The following is a 20,868-nucleotide window of genomic DNA, read 5'->3' as shown; positions in this document are numbered from 1 at the left end:
CTTATTTGCGGGCTTTTTTATGACTGATTAGTCGGTGACTATAAATTACAAAACGGTCACGGTCTGACTCTATGTGTCGTAAAAGTTGTTGAGGTACACTCAGACCCAACGAAAGTAACATTCCTACGACTCACCTGTTTAGATCTTGCGAGGTTTGCCATGGCTGACTACAAAGCGCCCCTGCGCGATATGCGCTTCGTCCTCAATGAAGTGTTCGAGGTCACGAAACTCTGGGCCGAACTGCCGGCGTTGGCCGAGACCGTCGATGCCGAAACCGTCGAAGCCATTCTCGAAGAAGCCGGCAAGGTCACCAGCAAAAGCATCGCGCCGCTGAGCCGTGCGGCTGACGAAGAAGGCTGCCACTGGGCGGACGGTGCCGTGACCACGCCGGCCGGTTTCCCACAGGCCTATCAGACTTACGCGCAAGGCGGTTGGGTCGGCGTCGGTGGCGATCCCACCTACGGTGGCATGGGCATGCCCAAGGCGGTGTCGGCCCAGGTCGAAGAAATGGTCAACTCCGCCAGCCTGTCGTTCGGCCTGTACCCGATGCTGACCGCCGGTGCCTGTCTGTCGATCAACGCCCACGCCAGCGAAGAACTGAAAGCTGCGTACCTGCCGAACATGTACGCCGGGGTCTGGGCCGGTTCCATGTGTCTGACCGAGCCGCATGCCGGAACCGACCTGGGGATCATCCGGACCAAGGCCGAACCCCAGGCCGACGGCTCCTACAAGGTCAGCGGCACCAAGATTTTCATCACCGGCGGCGAACACGACCTGACCGAGAACATCATCCACCTGGTGCTGGCCAAACTGCCGGACGCGCCGGCGGGGCCCAAAGGCATTTCGCTGTTTTTGGTGCCGAAGTTCATGGTCAATGCCGATGGCAGCCTCGGCGCACGCAACCCGGCCAACTGCGGTTCGATCGAACACAAGATGGGCATCCAGGCGTCCGCGACCTGCGTGATGAACTTCGACGAGGCCGTGGGTTACCTGGTCGGCGAGCCAAACAAGGGCCTGGCGGCGATGTTCACCATGATGAACTACGAGCGCCTGGGGGTTGGTATCCAGGGCCTGGCCACGGGCGAGCGCTCCTACCAGAACGCCGTGGAATACGCCCGCGATCGCCTGCAAAGTCGTTCGCCGACCGGTGCACAGCACCAGGACAAGGCCGCTGACCCGATCATCGTCCACCCGGACGTGCGCCGCATGCTGCTGACCATGAAAGCCTCGAACGAAGGCGGCCGTGCCTTCTCCACCTACGTGGCGATGCAACTGGACACCGCCAAGTTCAGCGAAGACGCCACCACCCGCAAGCGCGCGGAAGACCTGGTGGCCTTGCTGACCCCGGTGGCCAAGGCGTTCCTCACCGACCTCGGCCTGGAAACCACGGTGCACGGCCAGCAGGTGTTCGGCGGCCACGGCTACATCCGCGAATGGGGCCAGGAGCAACTGGTGCGTGACGTGCGCATCACCCAGATCTACGAAGGCACCAACGGCATCCAGGCGCTGGACCTCGTAGGCCGCAAGATCGTCGGCACGGGCGGGGCGTTCTACAACCTGTTCGCCGACGAAATCCGCCATTTCACCGCGACCGCCGACGCCAGTCTCGCCGAGTTCACCAAACCACTGAACGATGCCGTGACCACCCTCGACGAACTGACCGCATGGCTGCTCGACCGGGCGAAAAACAACCCGAACGAAATCGGCGCCGCCTCGGTCGAGTACCTGCAAACCTTCGGTTACGTGGCCTACGCCTACATGTGGGCACTGATGGCCAAGGCGGCCTTGGGCAAAGAAGCGCAGGACGATTTCTATGCCAGCAAACTGGGCACGGCGCGGTTCTATTTCGCCCGCCTGCTGCCGCGTATTCATTCGTTGAGCGCGTCGGTGAAGGCCGGTAGCGAATCGCTGTTCCTGTTGGATGCAGCCCAGTTCTGACTATGTAACGCCATGTAAGCAATCTCTTACAATGCGTGATGCTGTTTTCCCATAGTCGAAGATTGGATCCACGGCTAATCTACTTCACATGGACGTCGCGCAGGAAGCGCTAAGCAACAACACGGACACGTAGGATTCTGCCAGGACGGCGGAGTGAAATGGATGTCAGGGAAACAGTCTGTAAAGCCCCGCTTCGGCGGGGTTTTCTTTGCTCCATTGAAAAGTGTCCGGTAGAAAACTGTTCAGCCTAACCCCTTAAGGGTGTCGAGCTGTTCAAGCGATCATCCGGTCCGTTCATCACTTCTTCCAGCAAGGTCCGCAACAACGCCAGTGAGGCTTGTTGACGCTGCACATCCCGACACACCAATCCGACTTTCAGCGGCACCCGCGGCTCGGTCAATGGTTTCCACAGCAACCCGGTGTTGCCGAGTGCCTTCTGCGAGCGTCCGGGAAGGACAGTCGCCAACCGGGTGTGGGGCAGGCTGTCGAGAATCCCCGCCATGTTGTTCAGTTCGGCCTGCACCTGCGGACGTCGTCCCAGGCTGGCCAGTTGCGTCTGCCAGATCTGTCGCACCTGGAACTCTTCACCCAGTAGCAACATCGGTAACTCGGCAGCCTGACTCATGGACACTTTCTTGAATTCGCGCAATGGATGGTCCGCCGGGATGACCAGGGTCAGTTCGTCTTCGTAGAGCATCACACCGTGCAGGCCTGGCTGACGGGGCGGCAAGTAGCTGATGCCGATATCCAGCGAACCGTTGAGCAGCCGCCGCTCGATTTCCAGCCCCGTCAGTTCATAGATCTGCACCACCAGATGCGGCTGCGCCTTGCGCACGCGTTCGAGCATCTGTGGCACCAGGCTGGTATGGACGGTCTGCAACACACCGATGGCCAGGGTGCGTAGCGCTTGTCCCTTGAAGTTGCCCAAGGCTTCGCGCGCCCGTTGCAGGCCATCAAGCAACGGCAGAGCGTGGTTGTACAACGTGTGGGCGGCCAGGGTTGGCAGCAGACGTTTGCTGCTGCGTTCGAACAGGCTTACATCGAGGTTCTGTTCGAGGTGGCGAATCTGCTGGGACAGCGCCGGCTGGGAGATTGAAAGTCGCTCGGCGGCCCGGCCCACATGGCCCTCTTCATAGACCGCGACGAAATAACGCAGTTGCTTGAAATCCATAAGTAATGCTTATCGAAAATGCTGTGAAATCGAAATGGTTCAACGCCTTGTCTGAGCCTAGTCTAACCGCATTCACAAGGCTTGCAGGGCCATAGAGCGCGATGAATACCGTTTATATCGATGGTGTTTACATAGGTAAGGCAAAAAACCTCTCACGAGGTTTGAGCAGATGAATTTGTTCAAACTGCGGCGCAATCCACCGAGTCTTGATGACTTGGCCGTTGACGACCACCCGCCGTCCAAGGGCGACAACCTTTCCAGCGAGTGCCTGATGCCCAGTGTCGAGCGGCCGAAACAGATTTTTGTGCGCGGCCAGGGCTCCTGGTTGTGGGACAGCGATGACCGCGCGTACCTGGATTTCTCACAGGGTGTGGGCGCCAATAGCCTCGGACACAGCCCTTCAGCACTGGTCAATGCCCTCGCGGCGCAAGCCCGGTCGCTGATCAACCCTGGTTTCGGCCTGCAAAACCGCGGGATGCTCAACCTCGCCCAGCGATTGTGTGCCAGCACCGGCAGTGATCAGGTGTACCTGCTCAACAGTGGCAGTGAAGCCTGCGAAGCGGCTATCAAACTGGCACGCAAGTGGGGACAGCGGCATCGCGGTGGTGCTTCGCGAATCATCGTTGCCCATAACGGTTGCCACGGGCGAAGTCTCGCGACGATGTCGGCGTCGGACAGTTCCCGCTTGATCAATCGATTCGAGCCGCAACTGCCAGGCTTCAGTCACGTTCCGTTCAATGATCTTCCGGGGCTGCATGCGGCCGTGGATGCCCGGACTGTGGCCATCATGCTTGAGCCGATCCAGAGTGAAGCCGGGGTGATTCCAGCCACCGAACATTACCTCAAGGGGGTCGAACAGCTGTGCCGTGAACTGGGCATCCTGCTGATCCTTGACGAAGTGCAAACCGGTGTCGGTCGCTGTGGCACGCTGCTAGCCGAACAGTCCTACGGTGTGCGCGCCGATATCGTCGTCCTCGGCAAAGGTCTGGGCGGGGGCGTGCCATTGGCGGCCTTGCTGGCGCGGGGTAAGGCCTGCTGTTTCGATATCGGCGAGCTGATGGGGACTCACCATGGCAATGCACTGATGACGGCTGCCGGTCTTGCGGTGCTCGACAGTGTGCAGGACAAGGCTTTTCTCGAGCATGTCGGGGCTACCGGCCAGCACCTGCGCGAAGGCCTGGCTCGATTGGCCCATCGTTACGGACACGGCGAATTACGCGGGCAGGGGCTGCTTTGGGGGCTGACGTTGTCTGACGATTCGGCGGATGCCGTCGTCAAAGCTGCGCTGTATGAAGGCCTGCTGCTCAACGCCCCGCAACCCGGTTGCCTGCGCTTTACCCCGGCCCTCACCGTCAGCAAGGCCAACATCGACGAAATGCTCCTGCGCCTGGCACGTGCCTTCTCCCGTGTGCGCACCGCGCAACTGCAGTGCCGCAAAGGGATTGCGGTCTGATCAGACCCGGTCCTGCACGAATTCCCGAACCGTCTGGCGGTATAACGCATCGCCCCATGCCTGATTCTTTTGGCGTGGGGCGTTTTTTTGTCGGCCCGAATTGGGCTTTAACGCTCGGACTGTGACGATACTGAACCCTGACGAACGGTATGGGTCGATAAGGTGTAGGCTCCCACGAGCCAACCTCAACCAGGAGCTGCCCCATGGACTTTATTCGAATCATCATCGCTATTCTGTTGCCGCCGCTGGGTGTGTTCCTGCAGGTCGGTTTCGGTGGCGCGTTCTGGCTGAATATTCTGCTGACGTTGTGCGGTTATATTCCGGGGATCGTGCATGCGGTGTACATCATTGCCAAGCGCTGAAGTCTGTAGCGTTCGATAGATCGCCTTCGCGAGCAAGTCGGATCGCCGCACCGTCGCTCCCACATTTGATCTCGGTCGCACACAAATACTGTGCTCACTGAAGATCTAATGTGGGAGCGAGCTTGCTCGCGAATGAGGCGCCACAATTTCTGCGCCAAGCGCAGGCTTCAGTCCGCCAGATCCATCACCCGCCGATAAAACAACCACTCCTGCTCCAGCGCATGGGCCTGATTGCCGGCCTTGCGGAAACCATGGCGTTCATCCGCGTAATAATGCGCTTCAACCAGAATGCCGTTTTTCTGCAGTGCCTCGACCATGTCGCGCGTCTGTTGCGGCACCACCACGGCATCCAGTTCACCCTGAAAGAAAATCACCGGGACACTGATGTTGCCCGCGTGCAGCAGCGGCGTTCGCGCGGCGTAACGTTCGGCATCCACGACCGGATCACCGATCAACCAATCCAGATAGTCACCTTCGAACTTGTGGGTCGCACGGCCGAGAGCGACAGGATCGCTGACGCCATACAGGCTGGCACCGGCGCGGAAGACCTTGTGGAAGGCCAGTGCGCAAAGAGTGGTGTAGCCGCCGGCGCTGCCCCCGCGAATAAACGCCTTGTCACCGTCGATCAGCTCACGCTCGGCGAGATAGGTGATGACCGCGCAAGCATCTTCGACATCGACATCGCCCCAGCTCAAATGCAGCGCTTGGCGATAAGCCCGACCGTAGCCGCTGCTGCCGCGGTAATTGAGGTCGGCCACGGCGAAGCCGCGTTGTGCCCAGTACTGGATACGAGGGTCGAGCATCGGGTAGCAGGCCGAGGTCGGGCCGCCGTGAATGAACACCACGAGTGGCGGTTTCGCCTCCCCGCTCATCGCCGGGTAGAAGAAGCCATGGGCTTCGCCTGAGCCGCTCGGATAGCGCAGGGTTTGCGGCAGGCTGATCTGCTCGGCAGGCAATGGCGCGACACCGCCGGCCAGCACTTTGACCTGACGGGTGCTGCGATCGATGGCAATCACCGCCGCAGGGCTGATCGGCGAGGCGGCGATGCAGTAAATGAACTGCTCGTCCAGGGCGAGATGGCGGAAGCGGCTGTAGTCGCCGGTGAAATCCTCACCGTTGTCACCGCCAAGTCCCAGCCGGCCAAAACCGCCTTCGGTCCAGCTTGCCAGATAGCGGCCTTCGTCTAATGGCAGCCAGGTGCATCCGCCCAGTTGCCACGGTGCCGGCCCATGGTCGGCTGCGGCGCTGGGTATAGGGCTCAGACTATCGCCCGACTCCATCCATGGCTGCCAATAGCCACCGCGATCCGTCAGACAAAACAGCCGACCGCTGGCATCGAACCGAGGCTGTTGCAGCGACTCCTGAACGCCATCGCCGGCTACGCAGCGCGGCTGAGCATAATGGCCATCGCCCTGGCGTTCGGCAACCATCAGCCGGGTCGCGGTCCATGGCTGATCCGGGCGGCGCCATTCGATCCAGGCCAGGCGGCGAGCATCCGGGCTCAGAGTCGGTGAGGCGTAAAAATCCGCACCTTCGGCCAGCAAATGTCGCGCCCCGTCCAGCAGGTTTATGGTGACCAGACGATGCCGGTCACGGTTCTCTTCAACAGCCAGAACCCGCCCGTCGGCGAACTGCAGATCGCCGTAGCGGCACTCGTTTGAAGTCAGCGCCTCAGGCTCGCCTGTGAGCGCCTGTCGATACAACTGCTGGTCTGCCTCGTTGACGAAAACGATCCCGTCATCGGTCAGGCAAAACGCTCCACCGCCGTATTCGTACACTCGACTGCGCACACTGAAGCCCGGCGGCGTCAGGCAATGGGCCTGGTCGTCACGCCACTGCCAGAGACGGCAGGCGGCATCTTCGGGGCGGTACTCGTTCCAGAACAGGCCATGCCGACCGAGCTGCAATTCGGCAAAGTCGACACCGGCGGCGACGGCTCTGGCGGCGCTGAAGGGTTCAGCTTTTGGCGATGAGGCGTGAATTTCGTTCATTGCGAAAGGCCAGTTGTTCGATGGTCTGGGTCGCGTGCTCGGCTTCTTCGCGGGCCTTGAGGATCACGCCGTGATGGTGCGACTTGCTGCACACCGGATCGGCGTTGCTCGCGTCACCGGTGAGCATGAACGCCTGGCAGCGGCAGCCGCCGAAATCTTTTTCTTTCTCGTCGCAAGAGCGGCATGGCTCGGGCATCCAGTCGTAACCGCGAAAGCGGTTGAAGCCGAACGAGTCGTACCAGATATGCTGCATGCTGTGGTCGCGCACGTTGGGAAATTGCACCGGCAGCTGTCGGGCACCGTGACAAGGCAGGGCGGTTCCGTCCGGCGTGACGGTCAAAAAAATACTGCCCCAGCCGTTCATACAGGCTTTCGGGCGTTCTTCATAATAGTCCGGGGTGACGAAAATCAGCTTGCACGGATGCCCTTCGGCTTCCAGCTTGGCGCGGTATTCATTGGTGATACGTTCGGCGCGGACCAGTTGTTCCTTGGTCGGTAACAAGCCGACCCGATTGAGCTGTGCCCAACCGTAAAACTGGCAGGTGGCGAGTTCGACGAAGTCGGCTTCAAGGGCGATGCACAGCTCGATGATACGGTCGATCTTGTCGATGTTGTGCCGATGGGTGACGAAGTTCAACACCATCGGATAGCCGTGGGCTTTCACCGCACGGGCCATTTCCAGTTTCTGCGCGAACGCTTTTTTCGAACCGGCCAGCAGGTTGTTCACTTGCTCGTCGCTGGCCTGGAAGCTGATCTGGATATGGTCCAGGCCGGCCTTCTTGAAGTCGCTGATTTTCTGCTCGGTGAGGCCGATGCCCGAGGTGATCAGGTTGGTGTAGAAACCCAGCTTGCGCGCCTCGGCGATCAGCTCGGCGAGGTCCTGGCGCACCAGCGGCTCACCCCCGGAAAAACCCAACTGCGCCGCGCCCATTTCCCGTGCTTCGCGGAACACCTTGATCCACTGTTCGGTGCTCAGTTCCTTGCCTTGCTCGGCAAAATCCAGTGGGTTGGAGCAGTACGGGCATTGCAGCGGGCAGCGATACGTCAGCTCGGCCAGCAGCCACAGCGGCAGGCCGATCTCGGGTTTGGGCGGCAACCTGGCTGAAACGGAATCAGGCAAGTTCGATCCAGTGCTGAGCACGGGCGACCTCCATGAATTGCTCGATGTCGTCACCGAGCTCGGGCACGCCGGGGAATTGCGCGTCCAGTTCGGCAATGATCGCCGCGACATCGCGTTCGCCGTCGATCAGGCCGCCGATCAACGCGGCACTTTCATTGAGTTTGATCATGCCTTCCGGATAGAGCAACACATGGCCTTTCTGCGCCGGTTCGTACTGGAAGCGGTAGCCGGGACGCCAGGTCGGGGTCTTGCTGCGGTCGAAACTCATAAGGTGATTCCTTTATGCCAGACCCGTTGCCCGGTCACGCTGTGATACGGCGGGCGGTTCAGTTCGTAGGCCATGCTCATGGCATCGAGCATGCTCCAAAGGATGTCCAGTTTGAACTGGAGAATTTCCAGCATGCGCTCCTGACCTTCCCGCGTCCTGTAGTGCTGCAAAGTGATCGCCAGACCGTGCTCGACATCCCGGCGCGCCTGCCCCAGGCGGGTGCGGAAATACTCGTAGCCGGCCGGGTCGATCCATGGGTAATGCTGCGGCCAGCTATCGAGGCGCGATTGGTGGATCTGCGGTGCGAACAGTTCGGTCAGTGAGCTGCTGGCAGCTTCCTGCCAACTGGCCCGGCGGGCGAAGTTGACGTAGGCGTCCACGGCGAAACGCACGCCGGGCAGCACCAGTTCCTGGGAACGCAACTGATCCGGGTCGAGGCCGACGGCCTGGCCCAGACGCAGCCAGGCTTCGATACCGCCGTCTTCGCCAGGGGCACCGTCATGGTCCAGCAGGCGCTGAATCCACTCGCGGCGGATTTCGCGGTCCGGGCAGTTGGCGAGGATGGCGGCGTCCTTCAGGGGGATGTTCACCTGATAGTAAAAGCGGTTGGCGACCCAGCCCTGGATCTGCTCGCGGGTCGCACGGCCTTCATACATTGCCACGTGGTAGGGGTGGTAGATGTGGTAATAGGCGCCCTTTGCCCGTAGGGCTGCTTCGAATTCGGCGGGGGACATTGGGGTGTCAGTCATTTCGGTTCTCCGGGTACGACCGGTTAATTCTTTGGTGTCTGATCTGGCGTCATCGCGAGCAAGCTCGCTCCCACATTGGATTGGGTTATCACGCAAATCCCTGTGGGAGCGAGCTTGCTCGCGATAGACCGCGCAGCGGTCTCGGATACTTACAACACAATACTCATGCCGTCATACGCCACTTCAACCTTACGCCGACCCAGCTCCGCACGCTCCGGCGAGTCCTCATCGAGAATCGGGTTGGTATTGTTGATGTGAATAAGCACTTTGCGCGGCTTGGGCAGTTGCTCCAGCACTTCCAGCATGCCGCCGGGGCCGTTCTGCGCCAGGTGGCCCATTTCCCTGCCGGTGCGAGTACCGACGCCCCGACGCTGCATTTCGTCGTCGTCCCACATGGTGCCGTCCACCAGCAGGCAATCGCTGCCGGCCATGATTTCCAGCAGCGGCGCATCGACCTTGCCCAGGCCCGGGGCGTAGAACAGCTTGCCGCCGGTGTTCAGGTCTTCGACGATCAGGCCGATGTTATCGCCCGGGTGCGGGTCGAAGCGGTGCGGCGAATACGGCGGCGCTGCGCTGCGCAGGGGCAGCGGGGTAAAGCGCAGGCTCGGGCAGGCCGGGATGGTGAAGCTGTGGTCGAGTTCGATGCGGTTCCAGCTCAGCCCGCCATTCCAGTGGGTCAGCATGGTGAACAACGGAAAGCCGGTGCTCAGGTCTTCGTGGACCATGTCGGTGCACCAGACCTGATGCGGGCAACCTTCGCGCAGGCTGAGCAGGCCGGTGGTGTGGTCGATCTGGCTGTCCATCAGGATGACCGCGCTGATCCCGGTATCGCGCAGGGCGCGGCCCGGTTGCATGGGCGCGAAGCTCTGGAGCTGGGCGCGGATGTCCGGCGAGGCATTGCACAACACCCAGTTCACGCCGTCATCGGAAATCGCGATGGACGACTGGGTTCGCGCCTTGGCCCGCAGGCTACCGCTACGAAAACCCGCGCAGTTCGCGCAATTGCAGTTCCACTGGGGGAAGCCGCCGCCAGCGGCGGAACCTAGAATCTGGACAAACATGGCTGCTCCATCATTTAACGCTGAAAATAAAAACGCCTCGGCGAACCGAGGCGTTGCACATCATTCTCCACCTAAATGGCAGAACTTAGCGGCTTGCGAAGTACATGGTGACTTCAAAGCCGATACGCAGGTCGGTGTAAGCAGGTTTGGACCAGGACATAAGAGTGCTCCTTTCAGGTAGATGGGACAGTTGATACCTATACATATAGTCCACCTCCAGTCGGAGATGTTCAGATAGTTAGGCGGCTATGTTACTCAAAATTTCAGAATGATTGGCCGCGAATCTTTGAGAAAGCTAATTGCAGCACCGGTAATGATCATTTTGCCGCTTGCCAAGGAGCGCCCGGCGCCGCGCTGCTGGCCAGGCAGCGCCAGCCACCGTCCGCCTTGTTCAGTCGCTGGGTGGCGTCGAGCAGGGCTGTGCGGTCAATCCTCAAAATCGCCTCGGGTAGTTGGGTCAGATAATCCGACGAGTGGCCGGCCAGTTTGCCCTGCCACAACAGTTCGGCGGCCTGAGCGACGGGCAGCGCGGTGCTGACGAACTGGTCGGCCAAGGCCTGGCGTTGGGCGACGAAGGCCAAGTCATCGATGCCATCGATCATCCCCGGCAATTCGTTCAGGAATTGTTCGATGTGCCCCAGCAGGTCCACAGGCGCAACGCTGGGTGATTGCACGCCGAATAACAGTCCGGTCTGCCCATGAACCTGGCGCAGGCCGCTGAATACGGCATAGCCCAGTTGCAGTTCGACCCGCAGGCGCTGATAGAAGGGTGTCTGGCACAGGTGAGCGAGCAATCGCCAGGTGGCTTCGTCGGCGATGGCCCGGGTTGCGCTCGGGCAGAAGAGCAATAGCGCGTGCTCGCTGGAGCCGGTGTCGATGCGGTGCCATAGGTGCTGCGAGCAGATCGATGAAAGTGGCGTCAGTTGATTGTCCGGGCTGCCCGGTACGCGGCTCAAGGCCAGGCCCATCGCGGTTTGAGTCCGGGCGGATAGGCCGGTCGCCAGACCATCCCAGTGTGCATTCGCCCAAAGCTGCTGCCAGTCGTCCGAGTCAGGAGTGTACTCAAGGCAGTGCTCAGGCAGTGCCTTGAGCAGCTGTCGAATCGGCAAGAGCGGGGTGCTTGTCGCGGTCGCTTGTGAGACAGCGATATCAGCATTTGTCAGTTCTTTCAGCGCATGCTCGAGGACTACCGGCATCGGCTCTTGCAGTCCGGTCATTTTCAGCAGCCATTCATTGCCCGAAGCGCTGAGAGAAAACTCGACACCCGCCTGCCGAGCATCGTCACGCAAGGGTTGCAGGCGGTTCTCCAGTGCGGATTGAAGGTTGCTGCAAGACGCCGAGTCCAGGCGCCAACGCAGGTATACGGCGCCTTCAGCCGTGTTATCCGGCAATGCCTGGCTGAAGAGCATCGGCGAGTGTTCGCGGCGACTGCGCGTGCGATCCTGGGCAAAGGTTCGCAGACCGCGGTGTCGGCTGGTCTGGCCGCGGATCAGTCCGGCACTCGGCGCTTGTGGTTCAGTGCATAAAAACGGATTGGCTGTCGGCAGTTGCCATGGGTTGCTGAAGTTATCCACAGCGCCCATTTGCTGGAGGATCTGCTTCAGGGCAACGACACCCTGGTCGGATAAACCGGTCTCAAGCTGCTCGCTGTCCAGTCGGGCCAGTTGCAGGGCCGTGCTGACTTGCTGCTGTCGTCGCAACAGGGCGGCGTGTTCTTCGCGCAATGCGCTCCAGTCTTGCCGAGAGGAAAAAAAGCCCAGCCAGTCCAGTAACTGCTCGCGGATCCCGACGTGGGCTGCGTGGGCGGGCAAGGTGAATTCGATGTGCAGCAACGCTTGCCCGACGAACCGGTACAGCGGCGTGGCTTTCAGGCTGTCAGCCATCCCGCCGGCGCGCAATACCGCGAGCAGCCCCCCGGGTTTTGCCGCGTTCAACCAATGGCACAGGAATGCCAAGGCTTCGGCCGATGAATCGGGCAGCGCTTCGAAGGCAAACAACAGGTCCAGCCGGCCCTCGCCGGCCTGTTGATAACTATTGCTTGAAGACGCCATCAGCGGCACAGGGGGTTGTTGCGGGACTTTTTTTCCTGCCAAAAGGACAGCGCCAACGCTTTGAGCCATCGACTTCAACTCATCGATACGCTGCGGCCCCACCAGGCTGAGCGTCATCTGCCCGGTCTGATAAAACCGTTGATGGAAATCCTTCAGCGCGTGCTGGAACTCAGTCTGCGGCAGCGGCAGGCTGTAGCGATTGCCCGCATGAAACGCGCGCAACGGGTGAGCGGCGCAAACGCCATCAAACCGCGCAAAGTGCTGCTGGGCCGTCGCATCCCGGGACCAGGCGACAAATTCTGCGTGCAGCACTTCCCGTTCCCGCCGCTGATCGTCCGGATTCATACGCGGATGAGCGAGCATGTCTGACAGACGCTGCAGCCCACCGCTAAACGCCTGGGGGGGCAATTCAAAAAAGAAGTCGGTTGTGCGTTCACTGGTCCGCGCATTCACCTGCCCGCCGTGACTTTGTACGTAGGCCATCAGGCCTTGGCCTGCAGGAAAGCGCTCGGTACCGAGGAACAACAGGTGTTCAAGAAAGTGCGCCAAGCCAGGCCAGGCCAGCGGCACATCATGGCTGCCCGCGGCGACGCGCAACGCCGCAGCGCAACGCTTCAACTCGGGAGCATGACGCAACGTCACCCGCAGGCCGTTGGCCAGGGTTTCAGTGTGAAGGCAGGGATGATTCAGCGCAGGCATGAGCACTTCCAGAACAGAGAAGCGCTAATGCTAGCGGATCAGGGGGCGTTCTCAATGAATTTCCACTCTGCTGGGGAAACTCATCCAGAACATTCCTTAAGTGGATCAGCGCTTGTGCAGGTCGCTGTATAGCTCGGGGCGGCGATCGAGGAGGTAGCGATTGGCGGCGCGGGAATCGACCATCAACTGGCGATCCAGCTCGCCGACGATCAGTGCTTCATCGAGGCCGGCCTGGGCAATGCGGCTGCCATCCGGCGCGGCGATACTGCTCTGGCCGCAGTAGTGGATGTCGCCTTCTTGTCCGCAGTAGTTGGCATAGGCCACATAACACTGGTTTTCAAAGGCCCGTGCGCGGACGGTGACGTCGGCGATGAAGTCGTAGGGAATCATGTTTGCCGTGGGTACCAGAATCAGCTCGGCACCGGCCAGGGCCAGGCGCCGGGCGTTTTCCGGAAATTCCAGGTCGTAACAGATCAAGAAGCCGAGCTTCCAGCCATTGAGCTCAACCAGGGGGAAATCATCCTTGCCTGCGCTGAACATCGAGCGATCGAGATCGCCGAACAGATGCGTCTTGCGGTAGTTGCACAGGCGTTCGCCATGAGCGTCGATCAATTGCACAGCGTTGTAGATCTGTCCGTCTTCAGTGCGCTCGGGATAGCCATACAAAATGGCAATCCCCGCAGTCTTGGCGATGCGCGCGATCTGCTGCGCCGACTCGCCGTTGTACACTTCCGCCAGTACGCTGACCGCATCGAGGCCGATGTTGTAGCCGGTCAGGAACATCTCCGGCAGCACCAGCAAGTCGGCGCCCTTGGCCTCCAACGCCAGTTGATGCAGGCGTTGCAAATTGCCGGCAACCTCCAGGGGCAAAGGTGGACATTGGTAAAGGGCTACGCGCATTTCGGATTCCTCTTACTCGGGCAGTGCGATCGGACCGATCTCGTTGAACACATCTCCAGGACCCGGGTTCTCGGCGTGAGTTTCACCGCCGAAGTGTTTCATGATGCCCCACACCGCATTGAGCGAGGTCTGCACCGCGCCTTCAACCCAGGCCGGCGTCCACGAAACGTCGTCGCCAGCGATAAAAATACCGCGCTGCTCGGCCGGCATGTCGGCCTGCATGAAATGCGCGTACATCCGCTGATTGTAGCGGTAGTGGCCGGGCAGGGCGCCTTTGAAAGCACCGAGGAAATGCGGGTCGGCTTCCCAGGACACGGTGATTGGATCGCCGATGATCCGTGCGGCAATGTCGACTTTCGGGTAGATCTTCTTCAAGGCATCCAGCGCCAGCTTCACGCGTTTTTCCACCGGGTGCGGGAGCATTTTCAGCGCGTCGCTCATCCATGAGTACGACAGGCAAATCACGCCCGGCTTGTCGTCGCCGTTGTCGAAAAGATAGGTGCCGCGGGTCAGGCGATCGGTGAGGGTCATGCTCATCAGGTCGCGGCCGGTTTCCGGGTCCTTGTCCTTCCAGAAGGGGCGGTCGACCATCACGAAGGTTTTCGACGACTGCATGTAGCGGGTGCGGTCCAGGGCCATCCACATCTTTTGCGAGAACAGGGTTTCGTCGCACTCGATCTGGGTGGTCAACAGCCAGCTCTGGCAGGTGGTCAGTACCGCCGCGTATTCGCGGGTGTCGCCGTAGTTGTCGGTGACCGTAAAACGGCCGTTCGCTGCGTGGGCGATTTTCTTCACGCCGGAACGCGGAGCGCCCCTGTGCAACGAACTGAGGCTGGTGCCCTCGGGCCAGTGCACGCAGCGTTCCGGCACATGGCGCCAGATGCCCAGTGGCACTTGTTCCACGCCGCCGACCACCAGGTGCTGGTGATCGTCGCAGTTGGTCATCACCACGCGGAAGATTTCCAGCATCGAGTTGGGGAAGTCCGAATCCCAGCCGCCGGTGCCGAAACCGACCTGGCCGAACACTTCGCGGTGATGGAACGACAGTTTGGCGAACGCTTCGGAGGTAGCAACGAAGTCATAGAAGGTGCGGTCGTCCCAGAGTGGAACCAAGGTGTTCCACAGTTCCTTGAGGCGTGGCACATCGCGGTCACGGATCGCTTGCTGGATATCGGAGAATTGCGAACCGGCCTCCAGGGCATCCGCCCAGGCGTCGGCCACTTCCTGGAACAGTGCAGGAAGATCTGCCAGCTTCTGTGCGTAATGGGTTTTGCCTTCCAGATCGATCACGGTGCTGCCCGAAGCAGGGGTCAGCGGGTTCGGGAAGGGCTTGGTGTCGAGGCCGAGTTTATCGACGTAGTGATAAAACGCGGTGGACGACACCGGGAAACGCATGCCACCGAGTTCGGCGATGATGCCTTCGGCGCCGTTGAACGCCTGGGAACGCAGGCGACCGCCCATTTTCGAGGCTTCGTAAACGACGGGCTTGAGGCCCAGCTTCATCAATTCGTAAGCCGCCACCAGCCCTGCGATACCGGCGCCGACAATCGCTACCTCGGCACCGTGATTGTGCTCAGGAATGCTGCCCAGGCCGGCCGGGTGCTCGATCCAGTCGTCGAAGGCGAAGGGAAAGTCCGGACCAAAAATGGTCACTGGTTTTTTACCGTCTGCAGGATGGCGATTGTTGTTGTTCATGGCTGACCTTGCTGGCGACCCGACGCGGGATGCGCATCTGAGTATAGGAAAAGATGACAGCCATTCTAGAGAGCATAGAACACGTTAATAAGACGCAAAGTGTCGTCGTTTTGATAGTTAATTGAACAATATGACGATCTATTGATACACACTGTTCAATGTGGGAGCGGGCTTGCCCGCGAAGAGGCCCGATCAGCAGTGAAAATCCATCGGCAGAAACTCACACCGGCTGCCCCCGATCAATCTTGCTGCTCAAGATGATCGACGTCGTCGTCTTCTCCACCCCCTCCACACTGCCAATCTGATCCAGCAACTGATCCAGCTGCTCCGGCGAGTCAGTGCGCAACCACGCCACATAATCAAACTCGCCACTCACGGCACACAACTGCTGTACCTGAGCCATGGCGCTGAGGCGACGTAACACTTCCTTACCGGATCGCGGCTGCACCGTGATCCCGACATACGCCTGCAATCCGCCATCCACCAGCCGCTGCCCCAAACGCACGCCGTAACCGGTGATCACTTTGGCCTTTTCCAGTCGCGCCAGCCGCGACGTAACGGTCGTGCGGGCGATACCCAATTGCCGGGCGAGCATGGCCACGCTTTCGCGGGCATTGATTTGCAGGGCCGCGATCAATTGGCGGTCGATTTCGTCAAGGACGGGCGGACGGGTGTCAGGCAAGGTCGGGCTCCAGCGGCACAAAGCAATGGGCATGCATGTTACAGGCACATCTCGTCACTCGGATGTTTGATCTAGGTTCAATACCGTTCATGCCATTTTTGCCTGCGACAATTTGCCATAAGTAACTAGTTCGTACATTATTTCGCGCTTGTCACAAATGGGGAAAATTTCCGACATGAATAATTCTGGGGCTGCCGGCGGCGGCAAATGGTTGCTGTTGGGGCTGGGTGTTCTGATTGCATTGATCGGGCTTGGATTGGCCGGTGGCGGTGGCTATCTGATTTCGCTCGGCGGCAGCACGTACTTCCTGTTGATGGGCCTGGCGATGCTGGTGTCCGGGCTGATGATCGCCCTGCGTAAACCGCAGGGTGCATGGCTGTATGGCCTGGCGCTGATCCTGACGGCAATCTGGGCGGTGTGGGATGCCGGGTTCGAATACTGGCCGCTGGTTTCGCGGGTGCTGACCTTCGCCGTGATCGGTCTGGTCATCGCGATGATCTACCCGACGCTCGTGCGCGCTTCGGGCGCGACCGCGGGCCGTGGCGCCTACGGCCTGGCCGGTATCCTGGGCGTCGGCGTTGTCGCGACGATGGCCTACATGTTCGTGCCGACCCATGTGGTCAAGGCCAGCAGTGAACCGGCCGTTACGCCGGTCGCGCCTGGCACCGAGCAGAAAAATTGGGCCCACTGGGGCAACACCACGGCCGGCAACCGGTTTGCCGCGCTGGACCAGATCAACAAAGGCAACATCGACAAATTGCAGGTGGCCTGGACCTTCCGCACCGGTGACATCCCGCAAAGCACCGGCGCCGGTGCCGAAGACCAGAACACCCCGCTGCAAATCGGCGACACGGTCTACACCTGCACCGCTTACGGCAAGGTCTTCGCCCTCGATGCCGACACTGGTACCCAGCGCTGGAAGTTCGACCCGCAAGGCACCGCGCCAAACTGGCAGCGCTGCCGTGGCCTGGGCTATTCCGAAACGCCTGCGACCTCGGACAATCAGCCTGCTGCCTGTACGAAACGTCTGTTTCTGCCGACCGGCGATGCCCGTCTGATCGCGATCAACGCTGAAACCGGCAAACCGTGTGAAGAATTTGGCAACAACGGCACCGTCGACCTGACCACCGACATGGGCGAAGTGAAGCCCGGTTATTACCAGCAGACTTCGACCCCGCTGGTCGCAGGGGACGTGGTGATTGTCGGCGGACGCGTGGCCGACAACTATTCCATCGGCGAACCGCCAGGCGTGGTCCGTGCCTACGACGTGCGTAGCGGTGAACTGATGTGGGCGTGGGATCCGGGCAACCCGAACACCACAAAACGTCCGCCGGCCGGTGAGACCTATACCCGCGGCACGCCGAACGTCTGGTCGGCCATGTCCTACGACGCCAAACTCGGTTTGGTCTATCTGCCAACCGGCAACGCCACCCCGGACTTCTTCGGCGGCCAGCGCACGGAGTTCGACGACAAGTGGAACTCGTCCATCGTCGCCATCGATGTGAAGACCGGTCAGGTGCGCTGGCACTTCCAGACCACTCACCACGACCTGTGGGACTTCGACCTGCCAGCCCAACCGCTGCTGTACGACGTGCCTGACGACAAGGGCGGCACCCAGCCAGCCCTGGCGCAAGTCACCAAACAGGGCGAGATCTTCCTGCTCAACCGCGAAACCGGCGTGCCGATCGCCCGCGTCGAAGAGCGTCCGGTGCCCCAGGGCAACGTGCCTGGCGAACGCTACTCGCCGACCCAGCCGTTCTCGGTGGACATGCCGTCCATCGGCAATCAGACACTCACCGAATCCGACATGTGGGGCGCTACGCCGTTTGACCAGCTGATGTGCCGCATCCAGTTCAAAGGCATGCGCCATGAAGGCGTCTACACCCCGCCGGGCATGGACCGTGCCTTGCAGTTCCCGGGTTCCTTGGGTGGCATGAACTGGGGCAGCGTCTCGGTGGATCCGAACACCAATTACATGTTCGTCAACGACATGCGCCTGGGCCTGGCCAACTACATGATCCCCCGTGACAAGATTGCCGCCGGTGCCAGCGGTATCGAAATGGGCGTGGTGCCGCAGGAAGGCACACCGTTTGGCGCCATGCGTGAACGCTTCCTGTCGGCGGCCGGCATTCCGTGCCAGAAACCACCGTTCGGTACGATGTCCGCCATCGACCTCAAGACCCGCAAGCTGATGTGGCAGGTACCGGTCGGCACGGTGCAGGACACTGGTCCGTTGGGCATCCGCATGCACCTGCCGATCCCGATCGGCATGCCGACCCTTGGAGCGTCGCTGGCGACCCAGTCGGGCCTGCTGTTCTTCGCGGGTACTCAAGACTTCTACCTGCGTGCTTTCGATACCGGCAACGGCAACGAAATCTGGAAATCGCGTTTGCCGGTGGGTAGCCAATCCGGACCGATGACCTATGTGTCGCCGAAAACCGGCAAGCAGTACATCCTGCTCACTGTGGGTGGCGCACGTCAGTCGCCGGACCGTGGGGACTATGTCATTGCTTACGCCTTGCCTGAGTAAAGGCTGAATCGCAGGTACGAAAAAGCCGCGCAATTGCGCGGCTTTTTTGGCTGTGCGAACTGACCTGACGCCATCAACGGGACGCCAGGATGGACAGCGACAGTCACTCGTAGTCGAATGCAAAATCAGGGATGCGAGGTGACGCAGATGACGAAGAAGATGCCTGCCGCTGTACGGGACCATGCATTACAGATTGCACATCACGAAATGGGGCACTACGTCATGGCCCGTGCCTTGGGGTTTGCAACGGGCGGCGTGACCCTGACAGTGACCATGGACTTAAGGCATCAAGGGGGCGCTTCCATCACCTTGGCGCGGTCAATTTCGTCGATAGACGCGATGAAGGAGTATTTGGAAGCCCGGATGATGGTCCTCTTGGCTGGCGCCATGGGGCAGACCTTATCTTCAACACCTTCGCCCAGGAAACTCGTCGATAAGCCGAAAGCGACAGCCATCCTCAAAGGAGGCCTTGGGGCGGAACAGGATTACGCAAAAGTAAGGGAATTGCAGCAGCTGCTACGCAACATCGCCTACCCCGATACAAATCCCGCATCGTCGGATCGCATAACGGCTGAGCTTAAAGAGATTACTGATCGCGTGTGGCTGCGGACTCAAGGAATCGTGGAGGCGTTGGCCGATACGATTACTGAATTGGCATTGGCGTTGGTGGACGGCATGGTCATGGTGGAGCAGTGGGGAAGGGCGGCGGATACGTATGAGGTTGTGTTGACGAGGGAAAGGCTTGAACGGCTGGGGTCAGTGCAGGCTATTCCCGCGTTAAAGGTTTGGGCGTAAAAAACGTTGGTTGCTCCAGTTTGATACAAACGCTATTATTACGTTGTCAGCACAGACCGGAACCTTGGAAGCAAGGGGTGTTGATTTCGGTGGCGCAAGCCACTCCTAGCCAGTGAGCGGGATAAGCGGGAAACCGTGAAAGGAGAGGCCGATATTCAGATTCACAAGAAGCCTTGATGCGAAAGCATCGAGGCTTTTTGCTGTCTATCAGACAGGTTTGCCTGCATTACGCATTTCAAGAATATAACGCACGTTATGCGGCTTTCCTTTGGGCAGCTTCGCCCGCCCCCATTCAGCTACCTCATACGCGGAAATCACCCTGAGTTTGAGAAGATTCGTCGTCCCTTGCGGTTTGCTGATCGAGAAGAAAATCGCGTAGTCATGCAGATCCAGGCAGAAATAGCGTTGGCTGTTTTCCACGTAAAACGGAACGGCAAGCCCTTTGAAAAACCTCTTGTGAATGTACTCTACAATCTGGCTGCTGCAATGATGTCGTTCGGCACAGAAATAGCGACGCTCCCCTCTGTGCACTAGTAATTGCCCATTGCCTTTGGCGTCGGTGAAGCAATGAAATCCGAATTCGAATTTGACGTTGATCAGCTCACCCGCGACCTCGAATTTCAATTCGAATGGTTGTAGATGTTCCATGCTGTACTGGCGTCCGCCAATTGTCAGGTCATTCCATTGCATGTAGATCGTCGCCGGGCGCAAGGTGGGGTGCAGTAGTTGCAATCCCGATCATGATTTGAAAGCCCCGGCAGTTCGGGGCTAATAGTGCTGCTTGATTTGCCGCTATTCTTCAGATTTTGCCGCCGTTCGAGCCGGCTCCCGCGTCAGCACCTTCACCACATCATCAATCACTGCTTTGCTCATCGTCGTCAGATAGTGCGCGGCCCATGCGTGGCTATCGGAGCCTTGGACGTAGGCTGCGTCGACGGTCAGGGACTTGGCGAGGAACAATAGGTCGGAGGCTTGGGCCAAGGCATCGGCGATGGGGACGTTGCGGCAGACGTGGAAAAGCGGTTGGTCCGAGAGGTATAGGAAGGGGTGAAGCCGACGGTTTTTAGTTCTGAATAATCAGATGAATTTGCTTTTGTCATGATGAAGCTCCTCGACTTAAAGAGCTGCCACGTTCGTTTCCAAGCGAATGGGTGGCAGCTGTGCGCAGGTTGGAAACCGGGAGCCAAGGAAACCGGCACGTCCGAAGACGTCCCACGCACAGCTGCCATAACACTGAGTCGCAGCCGTAAAAACGTCTGGAGTCGTGATGGGACTGTTGCGCTTGACTTGACTAGACGGGTTTCCAAGCCCGATCGCTGAATGGTCAGCGACATCCGGAGAGTATCCCGTCGAAGAAAAGCCCAATAAGGCATCAAAATGCCCAAACGCAATTTTCGGAGTTT

The 20,868-nt window shown here is 59.9% G+C and carries 17 protein-coding genes and 1 pseudogene; 5 read left to right on the top strand and 13 right to left on the bottom strand.

Translation table 11 applies throughout. The annotated features are described in order from the left end of the window. The first annotated feature begins 159 nt into the window (after positions 1-159). The gene (locus tag ACA067_RS30215) at positions 160-1,938 is read left to right on the top strand and encodes an acyl-CoA dehydrogenase C-terminal domain-containing protein (protein ID WP_497459734.1); all 1,779 of its coding nucleotides are present in this window, start codon (positions 160-162) and stop codon (positions 1,936-1,938) included. Between the two features lie 247 nt (positions 1,939-2,185). On the opposite strand, the gene ACA067_RS30210 is transcribed toward ACA067_RS30215, so the two are convergent. Continuing rightward, on the bottom strand, positions 2,186-3,109 hold the full coding sequence (locus ACA067_RS30210; RefSeq protein ID WP_497459733.1) for a LysR family transcriptional regulator: 924 nt from the start codon (positions 3,107-3,109) through the stop codon (positions 2,186-2,188). A gap of 169 nt (positions 3,110-3,278) precedes the next feature. Here ACA067_RS30210 and ACA067_RS30205 point away from each other — a divergent pair, with 169 nt between their 5' ends. Beyond that, entirely contained in the window at positions 3,279-4,562 is a 1,284-nt protein-coding gene (locus tag ACA067_RS30205) for an aspartate aminotransferase family protein (protein ID WP_497459732.1), read from the top strand. 203 nt (positions 4,563-4,765) lie between these two features. After that, on the top strand, positions 4,766-4,924 hold the full coding sequence (locus ACA067_RS30200; protein ID WP_003228885.1) for a YqaE/Pmp3 family membrane protein: 159 nt from the start codon (positions 4,766-4,768) through the stop codon (positions 4,922-4,924). A 167-nt stretch (positions 4,925-5,091) separates the two neighbouring features. Here the strand turns inward: ACA067_RS30200 and ACA067_RS30195 are convergent, their stop codons facing one another. From ACA067_RS30195 to ACA067_RS30150, 10 genes are all read right to left on the bottom strand, one after another. Next, entirely contained in the window at positions 5,092-6,915 is a 1,824-nt protein-coding gene (locus ACA067_RS30195) for an alpha/beta hydrolase family protein (RefSeq protein ID WP_497459731.1), read from the bottom strand. Then, positions 6,881-8,011 carry a pyrroloquinoline quinone biosynthesis protein PqqE gene (gene pqqE, locus ACA067_RS30190; protein WP_497462867.1) on the bottom strand — a complete coding sequence of 377 codons (1,131 nt, stop codon included), beginning with the start codon at positions 8,009-8,011 and terminating at the stop codon, positions 6,881-6,883. Before pqqE ends, ACA067_RS30195 begins: the two co-directional genes overlap by 35 nt. A 16-nt stretch (positions 8,012-8,027) precedes the next feature. Next, positions 8,028-8,303, bottom strand: coding sequence for a pyrroloquinoline quinone biosynthesis peptide chaperone PqqD (gene pqqD, locus ACA067_RS30185; RefSeq protein ID WP_008024193.1), 276 nt, complete (start codon positions 8,301-8,303; stop codon positions 8,028-8,030). Continuing rightward, complete coding sequence (pqqC, locus tag ACA067_RS30180; protein WP_497459730.1) at positions 8,300-9,052, bottom strand: pyrroloquinoline-quinone synthase PqqC; 753 nt, start codon at positions 9,050-9,052, stop codon at positions 8,300-8,302. Before pqqC ends, pqqD begins: the two co-directional genes overlap by 4 nt. 149 nt (positions 9,053-9,201) lie before the next feature. Then, complete coding sequence (gene pqqB / locus ACA067_RS30175) at positions 9,202-10,113, bottom strand: pyrroloquinoline quinone biosynthesis protein PqqB (protein WP_497459729.1); 912 nt, start codon at positions 10,111-10,113, stop codon at positions 9,202-9,204. An 85-nt stretch (positions 10,114-10,198) separates the two neighbouring features. Beyond that, the gene (pqqA, locus tag ACA067_RS30170) at positions 10,199-10,273 is read right to left on the bottom strand and encodes a pyrroloquinoline quinone precursor peptide PqqA (protein WP_009045898.1); all 75 of its coding nucleotides are present in this window, start codon (positions 10,271-10,273) and stop codon (positions 10,199-10,201) included. A 157-nt stretch (positions 10,274-10,430) separates the two neighbouring features. Beyond that, complete coding sequence (gene pqqF, locus ACA067_RS30165) at positions 10,431-12,863, bottom strand: pyrroloquinoline quinone biosynthesis protein PqqF (RefSeq protein WP_497459728.1); 2,433 nt, start codon at positions 12,861-12,863, stop codon at positions 10,431-10,433. Positions 12,864-12,968: 105 nt separating this feature from the next. Further along, positions 12,969-13,763 carry a carbon-nitrogen hydrolase family protein gene (locus ACA067_RS30160; RefSeq protein WP_497459727.1) on the bottom strand — a complete coding sequence of 265 codons (795 nt, stop codon included), beginning with the start codon at positions 13,761-13,763 and terminating at the stop codon, positions 12,969-12,971. 12 nt (positions 13,764-13,775) lie between these two features. Next, on the bottom strand, positions 13,776-15,458 hold the full coding sequence (locus ACA067_RS30155; protein WP_497459726.1) for a flavin monoamine oxidase family protein: 1,683 nt from the start codon (positions 15,456-15,458) through the stop codon (positions 13,776-13,778). Between the two features lie 220 nt (positions 15,459-15,678). Next, positions 15,679-16,140: an Lrp/AsnC family transcriptional regulator gene (locus tag ACA067_RS30150; protein WP_497459725.1), complete on the bottom strand. Its 462-nt coding sequence runs from the start codon at positions 16,138-16,140 to the stop codon at positions 15,679-15,681. Positions 16,141-16,315: 175 nt separating this feature from the next. On the opposite strand from ACA067_RS30150, the gene ACA067_RS30145 reads away from it, so the two are divergent. Together ACA067_RS30145 and ACA067_RS30140 are read left to right on the top strand one after the other, a co-directional pair. Beyond that, positions 16,316-18,670, top strand: coding sequence for a glucose/quinate/shikimate family membrane-bound PQQ-dependent dehydrogenase (locus ACA067_RS30145; protein ID WP_497459724.1), 2,355 nt, complete (start codon positions 16,316-16,318; stop codon positions 18,668-18,670). A gap of 147 nt (positions 18,671-18,817) precedes the next feature. Beyond that, positions 18,818-19,465: a peptidase M41 gene (locus tag ACA067_RS30140; RefSeq protein WP_497459723.1), complete on the top strand. Its 648-nt coding sequence runs from the start codon at positions 18,818-18,820 to the stop codon at positions 19,463-19,465. Positions 19,466-19,672: 207 nt separating this feature from the next. Here ACA067_RS30140 and ACA067_RS30135 read toward each other — a convergent pair whose 3' ends face one another. After that, positions 19,673-20,155 carry a YjaZ family protein gene (locus ACA067_RS30135; RefSeq protein ID WP_497459722.1) on the bottom strand — a complete coding sequence of 161 codons (483 nt, stop codon included), beginning with the start codon at positions 20,153-20,155 and terminating at the stop codon, positions 19,673-19,675. A 102-nt stretch (positions 20,156-20,257) separates the two neighbouring features. Next, positions 20,258-20,565, bottom strand: a pseudogene (locus tag ACA067_RS30130) (DUF3077 domain-containing protein). Between the last annotated feature and the right edge of the window lie 303 nt (positions 20,566-20,868).

The sequence above is a fragment of the Pseudomonas sp. LBUM1674 genome (assembly GCF_059695635.1).
This window is presented reverse-complemented; position numbering and strand designations above follow the sequence as displayed.

Coding starts and splice junctions, on each gene's coding strand:
- pqqC (WP_497459730.1), bottom strand. CDS start 9,052: ATGACTGACACCCCAATGTCCCCCGCCGAATTCGAAGCAGCCCTACGG.
- pqqD (WP_008024193.1), bottom strand. CDS start 8,303: ATGAGTTTCGACCGCAGCAAGACCCCGACCTGGCGTCCCGGCTACCGC.
- ACA067_RS30135 (WP_497459722.1), bottom strand. CDS start 20,155: ATGCAATGGAATGACCTGACAATTGGCGGACGCCAGTACAGCATGGAA.
- ACA067_RS30200 (WP_003228885.1), top strand. CDS start 4,766: ATGGACTTTATTCGAATCATCATCGCTATTCTGTTGCCGCCGCTGGGT.
- ACA067_RS30140 (WP_497459723.1), top strand. CDS start 18,818: ATGACGAAGAAGATGCCTGCCGCTGTACGGGACCATGCATTACAGATT.
- ACA067_RS30215 (WP_497459734.1), top strand. CDS start 160: ATGGCTGACTACAAAGCGCCCCTGCGCGATATGCGCTTCGTCCTCAAT.
- ACA067_RS30160 (WP_497459727.1), bottom strand. CDS start 13,763: ATGCGCGTAGCCCTTTACCAATGTCCACCTTTGCCCCTGGAGGTTGCC.
- pqqB (WP_497459729.1), bottom strand. CDS start 10,113: ATGTTTGTCCAGATTCTAGGTTCCGCCGCTGGCGGCGGCTTCCCCCAG.
- ACA067_RS30195 (WP_497459731.1), bottom strand. CDS start 6,915: ATGAACGAAATTCACGCCTCATCGCCAAAAGCTGAACCCTTCAGCGCC.
- ACA067_RS30155 (WP_497459726.1), bottom strand. CDS start 15,458: ATGAACAACAACAATCGCCATCCTGCAGACGGTAAAAAACCAGTGACC.
- ACA067_RS30205 (WP_497459732.1), top strand. CDS start 3,279: ATGAATTTGTTCAAACTGCGGCGCAATCCACCGAGTCTTGATGACTTG.
- ACA067_RS30210 (WP_497459733.1), bottom strand. CDS start 3,109: ATGGATTTCAAGCAACTGCGTTATTTCGTCGCGGTCTATGAAGAGGGC.
- ACA067_RS30145 (WP_497459724.1), top strand. CDS start 16,316: ATGAATAATTCTGGGGCTGCCGGCGGCGGCAAATGGTTGCTGTTGGGG.
- pqqF (WP_497459728.1), bottom strand. CDS start 12,863: ATGCCTGCGCTGAATCATCCCTGCCTTCACACTGAAACCCTGGCCAAC.